This is a genomic window from Saccharothrix sp. HUAS TT1, from assembly GCF_040744945.1.
GTDB lineage: Bacteria > Actinomycetota > Actinomycetes > Mycobacteriales > Pseudonocardiaceae > Actinosynnema.
Genome location: NZ_CP160453.1, coordinates 7,091,779 through 7,107,780, shown reverse-complemented (window position 1 = coordinate 7,107,780; position 16,002 = coordinate 7,091,779). Strand labels below are relative to the sequence as shown.

The window sequence follows — 16,002 nt, the reverse complement described above, 5'->3', positions numbered from 1 at the left end:
GCGTCACCGGGCCGAGTAGCCCGCGTCAACGGTCAGGGTGGTGCCGGTGACGCGTTGGGAGGCGTCGCAGGCGAGCCAGAGCGCGGCGGCCGCCACGTCGGCCGGCTCGACCAGCTTGTGCATCGGCTGGTCGGCGGTGAACAGCTCCTCGTGCTCGGCCGGCGGGACGTCGAGCGCCCGGGCGACCTCGGAGAGCATCCGCCCCTCCATGGCGGGCTCGTCCCGGATGTTGCCGGGGCACACCGCGTTGACGCGCACGCCGTACGAGGCGTAGTCGAGGGCGCTGGCCTTGGTGAGGCCGACCAGCCCGTGCTTGGCCGCGACGTACCCGGCGAAGTTGCGGTACCCCACCAGACCCGCGGTGGAGGCGATGTTGATGATCGTCCCGGAGCGGCGTTCCACCATGGCGGGGGCGAACACCTTGGTGGCGCGCCAGGCGCCGCCGAGGTCGATGTCCACCATCAGCTGCCAGTCCGCCTCCGACGTCTCGTGCACCGGCCGGCCGGAGGGGGCGACGACGCCCGCGTTGTTGACGAGCACGTGCGGCGCGCCGAACCGGTCGTGGGTCCGCTCGCGCAGCTCGGTCAGGGCCTCCAGGTCCCGGACGTCGACGGCCGCGGTGAGGACGTCGGCGCCGTGGCGGCGGCAGGCGTCGGCGGTGTGGTCGAGCTGGCTCACGGTGCCCATCGGGTAGGGAACGCCGGGCACCGGGGCGGCCACGTCGAGCAGGACCAGGTCCGCGCCCTGGGCCGCGAAGGCCAGCGCGCAGGCGCGTCCCGCGCCCCGCGCGGCGCCGGTGATCACCGCCGTCCGTCCTTCGAGGACGCCGACGGTCGGGTGCGCCGCGGTCATCGGACCGTCGCCCCCCTGCCCGACGTGGGCTCCGGGTCCGCGTCGGGCGAGATCCGCGCGGCGGGCTCCGGTGCGGCGGGCTCGTCCGGACCACCTCCGGCGCCCGGCCGCTCGTCCATGGCGCGCAAGCCCGGCCACCGCCAGCTGACGGCGATCAGGACGAGGTAGACGAGGGCGAAGCAGAGCATCGGCACGCGCAGCCCGGCCAGGTCCACCAGCCACCCGGCGGTCAGCACACCGAGCGGGGCGGAGGTGAGGGCCATGGCGCCGGTGAGGCCGAAGACCCGGCCGCGCAGCTCCTCGGGGACGCGTTCGAGCATGACCGTCGAGAGCATCGGGTTGAGCGGTCCGCCGGCCACCCCGACCAGGAAGCAGATCACCGTCACCCCGAGGGCGCCGGGCTCGAAGTAGAGCAGCAGCCGCAGCACGGCCACGACCGCGAAGCAGCCGAACAGGGTGTAGCGGCGGTTGGACAGGATGTTCCGGCTGGCGGGGCCGTACAGGAGGGTGCCGACGATGGCGCCGACGCCGACGGCACCGAGGAACCACCCCATGGCCGCGCTGCTGTGCAGGACGTCCCGGGCGTAGACCGGCAGGAACAGCGGGGTGAAGGCGTCGTCGAGGAAGTTGGTGACGACGACGAAGGCGGTCATCGCGCCGATCACCGGCATCGTGCGGACGAGCGCCACGCCTTCGCGCAGCTGGCCGAAGAAGCCGGGCCCGGCCGCCCGGTCGCCCCAGGACTTCCCGCTCCCGGCGACCGGCACCGCGAAGGCGACCAGCGCGGCGGCGATGAGGAAGGTCGCGGCGTCGACGTACATGCCGACCGCCGACCCGCTCGCCGCGATCAGCACGCCGGCCAGCGGCGCCCCGGCCACCAGGCCGAGCCGGGGGGCCGCCTGGTACCAGGAGTTCACGCTCTCCAGCCGGGCTCCGGCGCCTTCGATGACGGGCTTGAGGAGCGTCATCCGGGCGGCGGTGGCGGGGGTCGCCACGATCGTGCGGGCGAACAGCAGGGCGAGCAGCAGCGGGACGGGCAGCCCCGTGGTGGCGTCCAGGAGCGGCACGAGCAGCACCAGGACCCCCGCGCCGAGGTCGGACAGCACGCTCAGCCTGCGTCCGCCGAACCGGTCGACCAGGACGCCGCCGACGGCGCCCGCGAAGATCAGCGGCAGGGCGCCGATGAACCCGGCGAGACCGGTGGTGACGGCCGAACCGGTGGTGTGCAGGACGTACAGGGGGACCGTCACGATCGTGATGGCGTTGCCGAAGGCCGACAGGTACTGGGCCGCCAGCAGGAACACGAGCGGGCCGCGGCGCCGGAGGACCGGTGGGGTGCTCTCGGTCATGCCTGTTCCCCCTGCCGTCCGCGGCGTTCTCGGCTGAGCCGTGCGAAGAGACGTTCCATCGTTTCCTCAGTGACTCCTGTCGTGCCCGGGACGCCGACCGGACCTCGGTCCTGCCGCGCCACCTCGAACAAGCCGCGCAACTCGCGGGCCGCCGCCTCGGCGGCCGCGCGGACCGCGATCGGGTCGACGGCGTGGGGGTTGTGCAGCCAGCGCAGCACGGCGTGGCCGTCGCGCACCCCGACCGCCACGTCCACGTCCACTTCGCGCTCCACCTCGGCGTTGCCGGCGGCGGCGACCTGCTCCGAGGCGGTGAAAAAGCCGTCCGAACCACTGAGGGGGGCGGCCAGCTCGCCCAGGTGGTTCACGATCACCCGGGGCCGCTCCAGCGCGGCGAACTCCGCGCGCAGGTCGGGGTCGGCGGCGCAGGCCAGCAGGCCGAACGTCTTGCCGGCGTCGGGGACACCGCGCAGCGCGGCGGCCGTGGCCCGCAGGTCGTCCCGGGCCGGACCGCCGGTGAGCGGCACCAGGAAGGGGTGGGCGGCCGAGTAGAACCCGACGGCCCGGTCCGGGTCCCAGTCGGGCAGCGCGGCCAGCGGGTCGCGGCCCAGGCCGATCAGCCACACCGACGGCTGGTCGTGCGGCGCCCAGTGCCGCAGCGCGCGGGCGACGGCGGTGAGCGCGGCGGCCCGCAGCGTGCCGTGGCCGTCGGGCGGCAGCGCTACCGACACCTCCAGCGACCGCTCGTCGGCGTAGGTGTTGGGGCCGTCCAGGCGCCAGCCGTAGTGGCCGGTCCCGCTCAGCTGGGCCCGCCAGTACCCGGCGTGCGGCGCCGGGTCCAGTGCCCGCACGACGGCGGCGTGCTCGGCGTACCCGGCGCGTTCGGCCGCCGGCGGTCGGCCCCGGTAGGCGGCGGCCAGGTCGGCGATGAGGATGCCCCAGGACATGCCGTCGATGACCAGGTGGCTCGCGCTGAGGACGACGCGGTCCGCCCCACCCGGTGCTCCGGGCAGGAGGCTGACGGCGAACAGCGGCCCGGTGACGCGGTCGAAGCCCGCCCGCTGGGCGTCCACCACCCGCTCCGGGTCGGCGCCGGCGGGCTCCACCGACCAGTGCCAGTCCGAGCCGGGCACGAGCCGGGCGCCGAGGGTGCGGTCGGGGCGCAGGGTGGTGGTCAGCGTCGGGTGGGCGCGAACCACCTCCTGCGCCGCCTGGCGCAAGCGCTCCGGGTCGAGCCGGCGGTCCGCGGTGAGGACGTGGCTGTGCGAGAAGTCCTCCACCCGGGACAGCCCGCGGCTCAGGAGCATGTCCTGCTCGGGGCCGAGAGGTCCGGGCGGGGGGACCGGCGCGCGGTCCGCCGGGGCAGCGCGGCGCGTGCCGAGGACGCGGGCCAGTCCGGCCGGGGTCGGATGGGTGAAAACGTCCTTGAGGGTGACTGCGAGGTCGTCACCGCGCAGGTGGTGGGCGAACCGGACGGCGAGCATCGAGGTGCCGCCGCTGGTGAAGAACACCGCGTCGGGGTCGGCGTGCTCGACGCCGAGAACGCGGCGCCAGGCGGCGGTGACCCGGTCCAGGATCGCCGCGTCGACCGGCCCGTCGGCCGCCGTGCCGGCTTCGGCGCCGTGGCCGAGCAGAGGGGTCGGCGGCGCCGGCAGCGGTGGGGCGGGCCGCCGCAGCGGCTCGTCGGGGCGTTCCGCGAACTGCTCGACGAGCTGGAGCAGCCGGTCGGCCATGGCGGCGATGGTGGCGTGCTCGAACAGCGCCGTCCGGTACTCGATGCGCCCGTAGACGACCTTCCCCACCCGCCACCAGGCGGTGGTCAGGTCCATGGTGGAGATGCCCTCGGGCACGGCGTTGGCGTACACCTCCGCGCCGGGGAGTTCCAGGGCCCGCGAGTCGTCGAGGTCCAACTGCACCAACATGGTCTGCAGCAGCGGGTACCGGGTGGCGGACCGGTCGGGGGCGGTGGCCTCGACGATCTCCCCGAAGGGCACTTCGCGGTGGTCGGCCACGGCGGCGGCGGCAGCGGCCGTGGCCGCGAGCACGTCCAGCGGGGTGGGGTCCTCGGGCAGCCGGATCCGCAGCGGGATGCTGGTCAGCAGGAACCCGATCAGCGGCGCCGCCTCCGGCTCGCCGCGGGTGGCGGTGGGGATTCCGATCACCAGGTCGCGCTGCCCGGTGCGCTCGTACAGCAGCGCGGCGTACGCGGCGGTCATCGCCGTGGCCGGGGTGGTGCGGACCTCCCGCGCGCGGCGGAAGAAGGACTCGGCGACGGCCCCGTCGAGGATGAAGCTGTGGTGCTCGCCCGCGTGGTCGGAGGTGTCGGGACTGCGGTCGTAGGGCAGGGCCAGGTGCTCGGGGACGCCGTCCAGGAAGGTGCGCCAGAAGTCCCGGTGGCGGTCGCCCTGTGGACCGGCGAAGTACTCGCGCTGCCAGTGGGCCCAGTCGCCGAACTGCACCGGCATCTCGGCGACGCGCGGCGCACGCCCTTCGGCCAGGGCGCGGTAGTGCTCCAGGAGTTCTTCGTTGAGGCGCACGTACGACCACTGGTCGACGAACGAGTGCGGCATGGTTTCCACGACCTGGTGGTCGCCCTCGGCGACCTTGGCCACCGCGAGGCGCAACACCGGGTCGGTGGCGAGGGCGAACGGGCGGCGGACCTGTGCGGCGATGAACTCCTGGCGGCGCCGCTCGGCCTCGTCGGCGGGCACGGCGGTGGTGTCGGCGGCCGTCAGGTCGGTGTAGCTGAGGTCCGCCCGCCGGTCGGGGTGCACCCGCAGGTAGGGGCGGCCGCCCTCGGCCTCGGCCCCGGAGCGCAGCAGGTCGTGGCGGCTCACCAGGCTGTCCGCGGCGCGGCTGAAGAGGTCCGGGTCGAAGGCCCCGAGCACGCGCAACCCGTAGCCGAGGGTGTAGGTGGTGGTTCCCGGGTCGAGCTGGTCGAGGATCCACAGGCGTTCCTGGTCCATGCCGAGCGGGAACCGGTCCCGCGGCCCCGGCCTGGGCCGCAGCACCGGGCCGTGGCCGGCGGCGAGCCGGGCGGTGAGCGCCGCGCGCTGAGCGGGGGTGAGCCGGGCGAGCCGGGCCGTCAGCCGCTGGTCGGCGGAGGTGTTCACGCGGACCTCTCCACGGCCGCGACACCGAGGTCGAACAGGGTGGGCAGCGACTCCAGGACGTCGGCGGCCGGGAGCCCGAAGTCGATCAGGCAGCCGACCTCGTCGGCGCCGGCCGCGGCCAGGTCGGCGAGGACGGCACGGGCCTTGGCCGGGCTGCCGAGCAGCGAGGGACCGGTCAGGAAGTCCAGGTAGGCGTTCTCCAGGAGCACGAACTCGTCGCTTCCCCCCGTCTGCTTGCGGAAGGACCGCAGGTAGGCGTGCATGGCCGGGCGGAGGAAGTCCTCCAGGTCCGGCCGGTCGCTGACGTACGCGTGCGTCATGACCACGACGTCGCCCTTGCCGCTGTGCCCGGCGTCCTGCCACTCCTGCCGGTAGCGGGCGATGTTCTCCCGCAGGGCGGGCATCGTCTGCCCGAGGAGCGCGGTCGCCACCCCGTAGCCGGCCCGGGCGGCGGTGACGAAGGTCTGGGGTGTGCCGGTGGCGGTGAGCCACACCGGCAGCTCCTCCTGGACGGGCCGGGGGCGGGTCGAGGCTTCGGTCGTGGTGCCCGCGGTGGACGGGTACGGCAGGGTCTCGCCGCGCCACAGGGCGCGCACGTCCTCGATGGTGCGACCGGTGACCTCGCGCCGTTCCCGGTAGTCGTCGCGGGCCAGGGCGAAGTCGTCCGGGTGCCAGCCGCTGCCGAAGGAGAGGCCGACGCGGCCGCCGGAGAGGTTGTCCACGACCGCCCACTCCTCGGCGATGCGGGCCGGGTGGTGCAGCGGGGCGGCCACGCTGCCCGCGTGGATCCGGATGGTGCGGGTGCGGGTGGCGACCGCGGCGGCCAGCAGCGCCGGGTTGGGCGAGAAACCGCCGAAGTCGACGAAGTGCCGTTCCGGGAACCACACGGCGTGCTGGCCCGCCGCGTCGGCCTCGGCGGCGGCTTCCAGGACGAAGGCGTAGTAGGAGCCGGCGTCGGCGTGGTCGGCGCTGGCGAAGAAGTAGAGGCTGCGGCGCAGGTGCTCGGGCAGCGCCACCGGGGCCCGCACCTGCTCGGCGCGCTGGGTTCGCAGTCCCGCGCTCAGCCGGCGCCGCTGTTCCGGGTTCAGCGCGTCGAGGCGCGCGGAGAGATCACTCATGGTTCTGCCCGTTCTCGTTCTCGATCTCCGCCAGCAGGCGCAACAGCGCTTCGTCGTCGCGTCCCGCGACGAGTTCTTCGGTCCGGGCGGTGAACCCGGCGAGGGAGGAGTTCTCGTAGAGGTCTTGGAGCCGGATCTCCACCATGAGGGCGTCGTTGACGACGCTGACCAGGTGGGCAGCGTGCAGGGAGGTGCCACCGAGGTCGAAGAAGTTGTCCTCCGGCCGCAGCCCGGTGACCCCGAACGCCTCCTGCCAGATGTCGCGGACGGCGTCGGCCGTCGACGCCTCCGCGGGCGGTTCCGCACCGGCGGCCGGAACCGGGTCGGCGCCACCGGCCACGAGGACCGGGTCCGTCGGGGTCGCGACGGCCGGCGGGTGGACCTCGGGGGCCGGGGGCGTCGAAGACTCCACCCAGTGGCGGTTGTCGGCGAAGGGGTAGGGCGGCAGCGGCACGGCGCGCGCGGGTCGTGACGGGTCGGCCAGCGGGTGACCCGCTGTCCACAGCACCGCCAAGGCGTCGTGCCACTCGGCGGTCTCGTCCGAGCCGCGGCGGTCCGACGCGTCGACGACGGGGATGTCGCACCGCGCCGCCAGGGCCGCCAGGCGGATCTCCGCGGTGGCCGCGTGGGCCCGGTGCAGGCCGAGGACGGTGTCCGGGCGGGCTTCGAGCAGCGTGGCGACCGCGTCCGCGAAGCGGACCGGGTTGCTCATCTGGCGTCCCCAGTAGGCCGGATCGACCGCTTGGGCGTCGGTGAGCAACGACCCGGTGAGCCCGGAGATGATGGGGACCGCGGGCGCGGACAGGGGCAGGGAGGCGACGAACGCCTCGAACTCCTCGCCGGGGCCGACCATCGAGCGCGAGTGGGCGGCGTGGGCGATCGGCAGGCGCTTGGTGCGGATGCCGGCCTCGCCGCAGCGGGCTTCGAAGGCGGCCAGAGCCGTTTCGCGGCCGCCGCAGACGGTGTTGTCCGGCCCGTTGAGCACGCACACGTCCACCTCCAAGCCGGCTGCGAGCCGCACCGCGGTGGCCTCCCCGGCGCGCACGGCGGTCATCGCCCCGGGCTCCGCGGTGGCCATCAGGCGTCCTCGGCGCACGATGGCGGCTGCCGCGTCGGCCGTGGAGAAGACACCCGCGTGGGCGGCCGCGGTCAGCTCGCCGACGCTGTGGCCGAGCAGCAACCCCGGAACGAGGCCGTGCCGCTCGGCCTGGCGCAGGCCGGCCAGTCCGAGGACGAACAACAGGGGCTGGACGAAGGCGGTGTCGACCAGGCGCGGGTCGTCGGCGGGCCAGGTCCGGGCGTCGGCCAGGTCGGGTCCCCCGGCCCGGCGCACCTCGGCGGCGAGTGCGGCCAGGTCGGCGGCGAACCGGTCGTCCCCGGCGGCGAGGCCCGCTCCCGCGCCGGCCAGGTCGACGCCCTGGCCGGGCAGCACGGCGGCGAGCGACGGAGCGGTCACGGCGCGGCGTCCGCCGTTGCCGGCCACCGCGGTCAGTTCGGCCACCAGGCGGTCGCGGGCCTCGGCGGGGTCGGCGGGCAGGACGGTGGCCCACCGTTCGGGCAGTGCCCTGCGGTGGTGCCACAGGGTGCCGGTGATCTCGCCCAGGGGGAGTTCGGCGCCGTCGCCGTCGAGCCACGCGGCCAGGTCGCGGGCCTTGTCCCGGAGGGCTTCGGGGGTGGCCGCGGACAGCACGGCGAGGTGGGGCGCGCCCTGCCCCGCCGGGTCGTGCTCGACCGGATCGGCGGGTCGGGACGCCGCGGACAGCAGCACGTGGCAGTTGGTGCCGCCGAGTCCGAACGAGCTGACCCCCGCGGTGCGGGGCTGGTCGACGGGCCACGGCCGGGCGGCGCGGGGCAGTTCGAAGGAGGCGCAGCCCAGCTCCGCGTCGGGGCCGTCGCCGGGTTGGGACGGGATCGGCGGCAGCACGGCCGCCTCGACCGCGAGGACCGCCTTGATCAGGCCGATGACGCCGGCCGCCGAGTCGCAGTGGCCGATGCTCGGCTTCACCGCCCCCAGCGTGAGGACGGAATCGGCGGGCCGCTGCCCGTAGACCTCGGCCAGCGCCGCGAGCTCGACCTGGTCGCCGAGGGTCGTGCCGGTGCCGTGGGTCTCGACGTAGCCGACGTCGCGCGGTTCCAGCCCGGCGACGGCCAGCGCCTCGCGCAGGACGTCGGCCTGGCCCTGCGGGCTCGGCGCGGTGAGGCTCATGCGAGCGGCGCCGTCGTTGTTGACGGCGCTCCCCACCAGGTGGGCGCGGGCGCTCTCGCCGGTGCCGGGCAGGTCGGAGACCCGGCGCAGCACCACGATGCCGGCTCCGCTGGAGGGCACGGTCCCCGCCGCGCCCTCGGTGAACGCGCGGCACCGGCCGTCGGGCGAGGTGACGCCGCCCTCGGCGAACGCGTAGCCCTGCTCCGCGTCGAGGTGCACCGTCGCCCCGCCGGCTATCGCGATGTCGCACTCGTAGGTGAGCAGGCTGCGGATCGCCTGGTGGACCGCGACGAGAGAGGTGGAGCAGGCGGTCTGCACGGTGATGGCGGGGCCGGTCAGGCCGAGTCGGTAGGCCAGGCCGGTGGCGAGGAAATCCCGGGAGTTCCCGAGGGCGAGCTGTTCGGCGCCGAGCGCGCGCAGGATCTTCTCGTCCTTGAGGACGTGGTCGCGGTAGTACGTCTCGCTACCGCACCCCACGAACACCCCGATGCGGCCCTGAGCGCGTTCGGGGTCGACCCCGGCATCCTCCAGGGCCTGCCAGGCCACTTCGGTGAGGACCCGGTGCTGGGGATCGGTGGCCGCGGCCTGGGAGGGCAGCATGCCGAACAACTCGGCGTCGAACCGGTCGAACCGGTCGATCTGCCCCGCGCGCAGCCGGTCGCCGGGCGCGGTGGCGGCCGGCAGGGAGACCACCCCGTCGGCGATCGCCGCCCAGAAGGTCTCGGGGTCCGCGCTGCCGGGCACTCGCAGGGCCATGCCGACGACGGCGACGGCGTCCCTCTCCGCCGGGGCCGTGTCGGGGTCCTCGTCGTGGCTGTGCTCGCTCACGCTTCCTCCTGGCGGGCGCGCCCGTCGGAGGGCGGGCCGATGACGTCCGCGAGGCGGCGCGGGGTCGGGTTGCGGAATATGTGCTTGAGCTGGGAACCGCGGAAGCCGTTGGAGCGCTGGAGCGTGTTGAGGCGCACCGCCAGCAGCGAGTTCCCGCCCAGCTCGAAGAAGTTGTCGTCGTGTCGCACCGGGACGCCGAGGAGTTGCTGCCACACCCGGGCCAGCAGGCTCGCGACGTCCGCCGGCTCCCCGGGAGGCGCGTCCGGGCCCGCGTCGGTGGCCGCCTTCGGCGCGTCGGCGTCGTGGCCGCGCGCGGGTTGGGGCAGTCGGGCCGCGTCCAGCTTCCCGTTGACGGTCAGTGGTAACGACGGCACCGGCGTGAGGGTCGCGGGCAGCATGTGCGCGGGCAGGCTCGCGGCCAGCCACTGGCGCAGCTCCGCGAGGTCGGGAGCGGCGCCGGAGCCGACCACGTAGGCGTCGATCCGCGCGGTGGCCGCGTCGTGGGCGTCGCGGACGACCGCCGCGGCTCCGGTGACGGCGGGGTGGGCCAGGAGCGCGCCGCGGATCTCGCCGAGCTCGATGCGGTGACCGCGGATCTTGACCTGGTCGTCGAGCCGGCCCAGGTGCTCCAGTTCCCCGTTCGGCAGCACCCGGCCGCGGTCGCCGGAGCGGTAGAGGACTTCTTCCGGGAGCCCGGTGAGGCTCCCGGGCAGGAAGCGCTCGGCGGTGAGTTCGGGCCGGTCGAGGTACCCGGCGGTGACGCCGCTTCCCGCGACGTGGATCTCGCCCGGGACCCCGGGCGCCACCGGGCGCCTCTCCTCGTCCAGGACGTACAACCGCCACCCCGGCAGGGGGAGCCCCACCGACCGGGTCCCGGCGAGGGCGTCCGCCCGGGTCAGGTCCCGCCACGTGCAGTGCACGGTGGTCTCGGTGATGCCGTACATGTTGACCACGCGGCAGGTCCGCTCCGGGTAGCGGTCCATCCAGGGCAGCAGCACCCGCGCGTCGAGCGGTTCACCGCCGAAGATCAGCAGGCGGACGGAGAGCGGGTCCGGCGCGGTCGCGTCCGCGGTGAGGAGCTGTGCGAACGCGGAGGGGGTCTGGTTGAGCACGGTGACGCGTTCGGCGGCGAGCAGGGCGTGGAACGCCTCCGGGTCGCGGGCGGTCCAGTGCGGCACGACGACCAGGCGGCCACCGGTCAGCAGGCACCCCCAGACCTCCCAGACGGAGAAGTCGAAGGCGAAGGAGTGGAAGAGGGACCACGTGTCCCGCTCGGTGAAGCCGAACCCCTCCGGGCCGGCCGTGGCGGCGAGCAGGGCGACGACGTTGCGGTGCCGCACCAGGACCCCCTTGGGGGCGCCGGTGGAGCCGGAGGTGTGGATGACGTAGGCCACCCGCTCCGGGTCCGGTTCCGGTAACGGGGTTCCGGCGTCGGCGGGGGCGGCGTCGACGGGGAGCAGCGTCACGTGCGGCGGCAGCAGTGCCGGGTCGCGATCGGTCACGGCCGTGGTGAGACCGGTGTCCTCGGCGATGAACGCCAGCCGTTCGCGCGGGTAGTCGGGGTTGAGGGGCACGTAGGCGGCGCCGGCCTTGAGCACCGCGAGGAGGGCGACGACCAGGTCGGCGCCGGGCTGCAGGCAGACACCCACCCGGTCACCGGCGCGCACACCTGATCCGGCCAGGGACCGGGCGAGCGCGGTGGCGCGTTCGTCCAGTTCGAGGTAGCTCAGCCGCTGATCCCCGCAGCTGACCGCGGTGTGACCGGGCAACCGCGTGGCCTGCTCGGCGAAGAGCGAGACGAGGTCGGTTCCGGCGGTGTCGGCGAGCGGCGGTCCGGCGGTGACGACGCGGTCGGTCGCGGGGACGGTGGAGAGGGGGGCGTTCGGGTTCTCGACCATGGTGGTGAGCGTGGCCTCCAGTTGGCGGCAGAAGCCGGCGGCCCCGGTGGCGTCCACCTCGGTCGGCCGGTGGCGCAGCAGGCCGCGCTGCTCGCCACCGAGGTCTTGCCGGAGGTAGAGGGCGAGCGGGAACTGGGCCGGTCCGAACCCGGGGTCCGGCAGGGGACGCGCCACCAGTTCCGGCGTGACGACGTCGGGCAGCGTCCGGCAGGGGACGACGACCAGGGACAGGCCGGCGCGGTCGGCGGGGGGCAGCACCGCCGACAGCGGCAGGTCGGCGTCCCGGTACGCGGACATGGCGGACCTGTGGGCCTGGCGCAGGTAGCTCGTCACGGTCTGGTCGCCGCCGGTGTCCAGCGGCACCGGCACGGTGGCGCTGAAGTAGCCGACGGCGGTCGCGTGGCGAGGGGCGCGGCGGGAGACGGTGGTGCCGAGCACGGGGCGCGCGGCCGCGCTGTTGCGGCTCAGCACCAACCCGGCGACGGCGAGCACCAGGGAGTGGCGGGTGAGGCCGAGCCCGGCCGCCAGTTCGCCCGCGGCGTCCCACACCGCGTCGGGGATCAGCAGGGGCGCCGTGTCGGGAGGCCCGGCCGGGACCGGTCCGGTCCTGCGAGCACCGGGGGTGCGGGCCCACTCCAGCGCGGCGGACACCCCGGGAGCGAGGTCACGGGCGAGGTCGGCGGCTCGTCCGAGCCGTTCGGGCGGCAGTTCGTGCTTTCCCCGGGACCACTGCGTGAAGGATTCGCCGGGAATGTCCGGAACATCACCGAGCAGCCACTGGGCGAGCACCGCCATGGACGTTTCGTCCACGAGCAAATGGTGAACCACCAGGCACAGGTGTGCTGTCCGGGAGCTGTGCCTGACCAGGACGACGCGCAGCAGGGGGCCATTGTCGAGGTCGAAGGGGCGCAGTGCTTCCCGGCGCAGTCGGGCTTGCGCGAGTGGCCCGTCCGGGTCGACCGGGGCGTCGGCGACGAACAGCTTCGGGGGCCGGTGGGCCGGAGCGAACACCAGTCGATCCCGGTTTTCCGCCACCCTCGCGCTCAGCAGCGGATGGGCGGCGAGCACTTCGTCCATCCGGGTTTGCAGGAAGTCCGGGTCGAGGGTGCCGTCGACGCGCAGGAACAACGCGGAATTGTACGTGGCGGGGTCCTCGGCGCTCCGGTCGGCCGCGTACAGGTCGCATTGGCCGAGGGTGAGCGGCAGCACCGCCGGGTGCCCATCGGCGTCCAGGATTTTCCCGCGAGGCTCCGGGCGGCTGTCCTGGTTCGCCGGGCCGCTAAACGCGGCCATCGGGAACGGCCCGTGCGAGGGTGGCGGCGTCCGGGGCGTCCAGAACCTCCAGGTAGTCGACCTCGTGGCCGGTCAGCCGGAAGATCCGGTCGGCGAGCAGCACGGCCTTGAGCGAGTCCCCGCCGTTGGCGATGAACCCCGTGTCCACCTCGGCGTCGGCTCCGAGCACTTCCTTCCAGGCGGCGGTGATTTCCACTGTTGATTCCTGTGCCGCGAGCCCGTTCGCGGCGTCCTCGAACAACTCTTCTGTGGACATGCAGAAGTCCCCCGTTGGTGGTTCCCACTCTCGGCAGCCCTTTTTTCCGCAGTCACCCCAGGGTGTACAGGAACTGCCTGCCGTGAAATGTGCGCGACGAGCAGCGACGTGCTTCGGCGACCGCCGGATTACCCGGGGAACACTCGCGAGGCTCGTTCGCGTCAAGGATTTGTGATCGTTCTCAAGGCATCGCGTTGCGGACGAGTGATCAAGAATGTCGGCAAGCTCGACAACCGAGCTGGATGCAAGAACTCAATGAGACCCCTACTTCCGGTCGACGTGCCGCCGGCCCCCGTCTCGGGCAGTAGGGGCGACGTTACCGGCGATATCGGGGGTCGGTAAGTAACGAGACGTGAGATTCACTCGGATGGCCGCACTTCGATCTTGTAGGGGGTAGCGGGTCGGTGCCGCGCCTTTGCGGCGGCGCTGCGGCCTGGAATCGTGATGTAGGAATATCAGTGCGCCGATCTTCGTACCGGCGGGCGGGTCGCGTGCCGGTCAGCCGAACGCCGTCACCAGCAGAGGTGTTCGGCGCACGTCGTCGAGGACGCACGTGAGCCCCGCCAGGGCGCAGACGGCGCGCAGGCCGACGGCGAAGTCCGGTTCGCCGGGTTCACCGGGTTCGGCGTCGGCGAGTTCGGCGGTGCCGGCCGCCTCGAACGCCGCGCGCAGGTCGACGGGCATGTCGCGGAGGTCGGTTTCGAGGTCGAGGTCGATGACGTTCGCCCAGAAGACCTCCTCGCCGTCGACGGCGTAGGCGACAGTGGCGTTCCCGTTGGCCAAGTAGGCGCACGTGGCCGCCGACCTGCTGCCGGCGGAGAGCGCCGTCGTCGCGCCGTCGAAGGTGAACCCCGAGTCGTCGTAGACGAAGGTCCACGTGCCCAAGCGCCCCGCCAACAGCGCGGCAGGGAAGTCCACCCGTCCGGTTTGTCCACCGGGAGCTCGCAGGGGCGGAACAACCGCGGATTGGCGCCCAGCGCCTCCAGCGCCTCCGCTGGTTCGAGGCCGTCCACGACGTGCAGGATGTGGTTCGGCTCCTCGCAGGCCAACTCGCTGACCCAGACCGGGTATCCAACCGGGTCGAGGGTGTGCGGGGGGAATCCGGGCGCGGGCACGAGCGACCTCGCAATCGACGGCGGTGGCGCGCGAGCAGGACGGCGGTCGTGTCGGCGCGACGCGTGGCACCGCCACCGCAACCACCACCCCGTGCCCGTGCCGCGCATCCGGCGGCAACCGTCCCGACAGCCGTGGCGAGGTGCCTGAACAGGCATGACCGGGACACCGGTCCGGACACGGAAGCGGTTCCTCTTCGGGCACTCTTGCGCTCGCGGCCGGGGTTCCGCCGAACGGCTCGGGACATGATGGCGGGCGGATTGCACCGAGCAGCACGGAGGTCGACCGCCATGAACGGTGACGAGGCGCGGACCGAGTCGATCGCGGTCTGGCCGGCGCACGACTGGGCGACCGGGTTGTTCAAGAAGCTCGACCCGCTGCCGAGCGGGCGCGAGCCGCTGCGGGTCGTGGTGGCGGGAGGCGGACCCGTGGGCCTGTCGTTCGCGTGCGCGCTGAGGGCCATGATGGGCGACCAGGTGGAGGTCCGCATCCACGACCGGCGGTGGAAGCGGCAGGGCAACCGCGTGGTGTGGCTCGGGGAGTCGGAGGGCAACTTCCGGCGCGAGCAGGTCGTGACGCTGCAGAGCAACGTGTGGTCGACGTTGCCGCGCCTGGTGCAGAAGCGCCTCTTCACGGCGGGCGAGTACGCCGAGATGTGGCCCCTGGGCCCGGATTCCCCGCAGGACAGGGGACGACCGCGCAACGTCCGGATCCGGTGGGTCGAGGACTGCCTGCTGGACATGGCGCAGGGGCAGTACGACATCGAGCTGGTGCCCGGCCGGTACGAGGTGCCGGAGACGTGGGGCGACACGCACATCCTGGTCGTGGCCGACGGGGCGAACTCGCCGACGCGCAAGGCGTTGGGCGACCACTTCGGCACGCCGGACCGCAACTTCTACTCGGTCGACGGCGAGCAGCTGGTCGAGACCGTCCTGGGCATCCGGATCAGGGGCGTGTTCCCCGACGAGCACACGGTTCCGCTGACGGTGTCGCAGAACCGCTACCTGTTCAACTCGTTGAGCGGCGGGTTCATCAACATGCGCCTGACCGCCGAGGAGGCGTCGGAGATCGTCGCCATCGGCGAGAACGCGCCGGTGGACTGCATCCGCACCCACCGGTGCATGATGCTGCCCCGCGGCGACCGGTTCGTGTGCGACCGGCACCGGGCGATCTTCAAGCCGTCGGTGGACCGGCTGTCGTTCCTGTGGCCGCGGATCATGGAGGGCGTGCGGTTCTTCGGCGCCGGGCCGCGGGACGTGCTGGGCATCACCATGTTCAACCTGTCGATGACCCAGACCTCCCGGTTCACCGCCCAGCTGGCCCCGACGACGTTCGGGTTCCTGATCGGCGACGCGGCCAACTCGCTGCACTTCTGGCCCGGACGCGGCCTCAACACCGGGGTCAAGAGCGCGCTGTCGCTGGCGGGCGCGCTGCGCTCGCGCTGGCAGGGCAAGCAGTTGCGCGCGTCCGACTTCTCCTGCCACGAGGGCCTGATGCAGCAGTTGCAGTACCGCGAGAAGTCCCGGGCGTGGACCACCATGCTCATGCCCGACGACGACGGGGTGCCCCGCCTGATCGAGGACCGGCTGCGCGACGGCCTGGCGGGTCCGCACGACCGGGCCGCGCTGACCGAGGCGCTCTTCGCGCGGGTGACGGACGTCAAGGCCCGGTTGGCCGCCCGGATGGGGCCGATGCCGCCGGACGAGTGGTACCTCCAGCGGATCAACGGCCTGCACGTCAAGACGTTGAAGCAGTTGGTGGAGACCGGCGCGTGGATCACCCGCGAGATCGGCGGCGACGAGGTGGCCGTGGACGTCGAGTCCTACCTCGAACCGCTGCCGTTCGCCGAGCCGCTGCCGCCGCTGGTGGAGCAGGTCGATCCGAATCAGACGGTGATGACGTCCCTTCGCGACCTGCTGCCGATCACGAACGCCTGAGAGCGAACGCGGCCGCCGCCGTGGCACGGCGCCACGGCGGCG

General features: G+C 73.7%; 9 protein-coding genes. 1 reads left to right on the top strand and 8 read right to left on the bottom strand.

What is annotated here, in order from left to right; genetic code table 11:
• Positions 1–3: 3 nt before the first annotated feature.
• From AB0F89_RS31320 to AB0F89_RS31285, 8 genes are all read right to left on the bottom strand, one after another.
• A complete protein-coding gene (locus AB0F89_RS31320) occupies positions 4–852 on the bottom strand; it encodes an SDR family oxidoreductase (protein ID WP_367129261.1) in 849 nt (282 codons plus the stop codon).
• Entirely contained in the window at positions 849–2,201 is a 1,353-nt protein-coding gene (locus AB0F89_RS31315) for an MFS transporter (RefSeq protein WP_367129260.1), read from the bottom strand. The genes AB0F89_RS31320 and AB0F89_RS31315 overlap by 4 nt, the downstream gene beginning before the upstream one ends.
• A complete protein-coding gene (locus AB0F89_RS31310; protein ID WP_367129259.1) occupies positions 2,198–5,311 on the bottom strand; it encodes a condensation domain-containing protein in 3,114 nt (1,037 codons plus the stop codon). The genes AB0F89_RS31315 and AB0F89_RS31310 overlap by 4 nt, the downstream gene beginning before the upstream one ends.
• Positions 5,308–6,429 carry a MupA/Atu3671 family FMN-dependent luciferase-like monooxygenase gene (locus tag AB0F89_RS31305; RefSeq protein WP_367129258.1) on the bottom strand — a complete coding sequence of 374 codons (1,122 nt, stop codon included), beginning with the start codon at positions 6,427–6,429 and terminating at the stop codon, positions 5,308–5,310. The genes AB0F89_RS31310 and AB0F89_RS31305 overlap by 4 nt, the downstream gene beginning before the upstream one ends.
• The gene (locus AB0F89_RS31300; RefSeq protein WP_367129257.1) at positions 6,422–9,463 is read right to left on the bottom strand and encodes a type I polyketide synthase; all 3,042 of its coding nucleotides are present in this window, start codon (positions 9,461–9,463) and stop codon (positions 6,422–6,424) included. Before AB0F89_RS31300 ends, AB0F89_RS31305 begins: the two co-directional genes overlap by 8 nt.
• Positions 9,460–12,654, bottom strand: a complete 3,195-nt coding sequence (locus tag AB0F89_RS31295) for an amino acid adenylation domain-containing protein (protein ID WP_367129256.1) — start codon at positions 12,652–12,654, stop codon at positions 9,460–9,462. The genes AB0F89_RS31300 and AB0F89_RS31295 overlap by 4 nt, the downstream gene beginning before the upstream one ends.
• A complete protein-coding gene (locus AB0F89_RS31290) occupies positions 12,641–12,910 on the bottom strand; it encodes a phosphopantetheine-binding protein (protein ID WP_367129255.1) in 270 nt (89 codons plus the stop codon). Before AB0F89_RS31290 ends, AB0F89_RS31295 begins: the two co-directional genes overlap by 14 nt.
• A gap of 498 nt (positions 12,911–13,408) precedes the next feature.
• Positions 13,409–13,828 (bottom strand): hypothetical protein, encoded by a 420-nt coding sequence (locus tag AB0F89_RS31285; RefSeq protein ID WP_367129254.1) that lies wholly within the window; start codon positions 13,826–13,828, stop codon positions 13,409–13,411.
• Positions 13,829–14,313: 485 nt separating this feature from the next.
• Here AB0F89_RS31285 and AB0F89_RS31280 point away from each other — a divergent pair, with 485 nt between their 5' ends.
• Positions 14,314–15,960 carry a hypothetical protein gene (locus tag AB0F89_RS31280; RefSeq protein ID WP_367129253.1) on the top strand — a complete coding sequence of 549 codons (1,647 nt, stop codon included), beginning with the start codon at positions 14,314–14,316 and terminating at the stop codon, positions 15,958–15,960.
• The last annotated feature ends 42 nt before the right edge of the window (positions 15,961–16,002 follow it).

Coding starts and splice junctions, on each gene's coding strand:
- AB0F89_RS31320 (WP_367129261.1), bottom strand. CDS start 852: ATGACCGCGGCGCACCCGACCGTCGGCGTCCTCGAAGGACGGACGGCG.
- AB0F89_RS31315 (WP_367129260.1), bottom strand. CDS start 2,201: ATGACCGAGAGCACCCCACCGGTCCTCCGGCGCCGCGGCCCGCTCGTG.
- AB0F89_RS31305 (WP_367129258.1), bottom strand. CDS start 6,429: ATGAGTGATCTCTCCGCGCGCCTCGACGCGCTGAACCCGGAACAGCGG.
- AB0F89_RS31295 (WP_367129256.1), bottom strand. CDS start 12,654: ATGGCCGCGTTTAGCGGCCCGGCGAACCAGGACAGCCGCCCGGAGCCT.
- AB0F89_RS31290 (WP_367129255.1), bottom strand. CDS start 12,910: ATGTCCACAGAAGAGTTGTTCGAGGACGCCGCGAACGGGCTCGCGGCA.
- AB0F89_RS31280 (WP_367129253.1), top strand. CDS start 14,314: ATGAACGGTGACGAGGCGCGGACCGAGTCGATCGCGGTCTGGCCGGCG.